At 48.7% G+C, this 386-nt stretch carries 1 protein-coding gene; it reads right to left on the bottom strand.

Going from position 1 to position 386, the window contains the following annotated elements; translation table 11 throughout:
• On the bottom strand, window positions 1-386 hold a 386-nt coding region (locus tag CWC18_RS20315; RefSeq protein WP_138676011.1), incomplete at both ends, for a hypothetical protein.

The following is a 386-nucleotide window of genomic DNA, read 5'->3' as shown; positions in this document are numbered from 1 at the left end:
GCTGTGAGCATCTGGGTAAAACTATGACGGTAACACGCCACAAAACGTGCTAAATCTTGCGCTGTGTAGCGGCAAGTATCGACTTCTAACGTTAAGTAGATACTCTCACCCGTTGGCGTCATACCTGCTTGTAAAATGAATGGATAATTAGAGTGCTCAAAAGCGGCATCAGTTAGCCCATCAGCCCCACGCTCGAACAACAAGGCTTCGCCAACACTCTCCTGTGCGTATGCTCTGAAATGGGTGTAATTAAAGAGCGTACTAAATAACGCCTCTCCATCCATATCGCGCTTCAATGTTGCCATTGGGTAGCGACGATGGCTCCATAGCTGGTGCTCCTGCTCTGCCAACTGTTTGATCCATTCGGACCAACTGAGTGCTGCAGT

Origin of the sequence: Pseudoalteromonas aurantia, from assembly GCF_005886875.1 — a bacterium.
Taxonomy (GTDB): Bacteria; Pseudomonadota; Gammaproteobacteria; order Enterobacterales; family Alteromonadaceae; genus Pseudoalteromonas; species Pseudoalteromonas aurantia_A.
The sequence above is the reverse complement of the archived record's forward strand: the minus strand, read 5'-3'. Positions and strand labels throughout refer to the sequence as shown.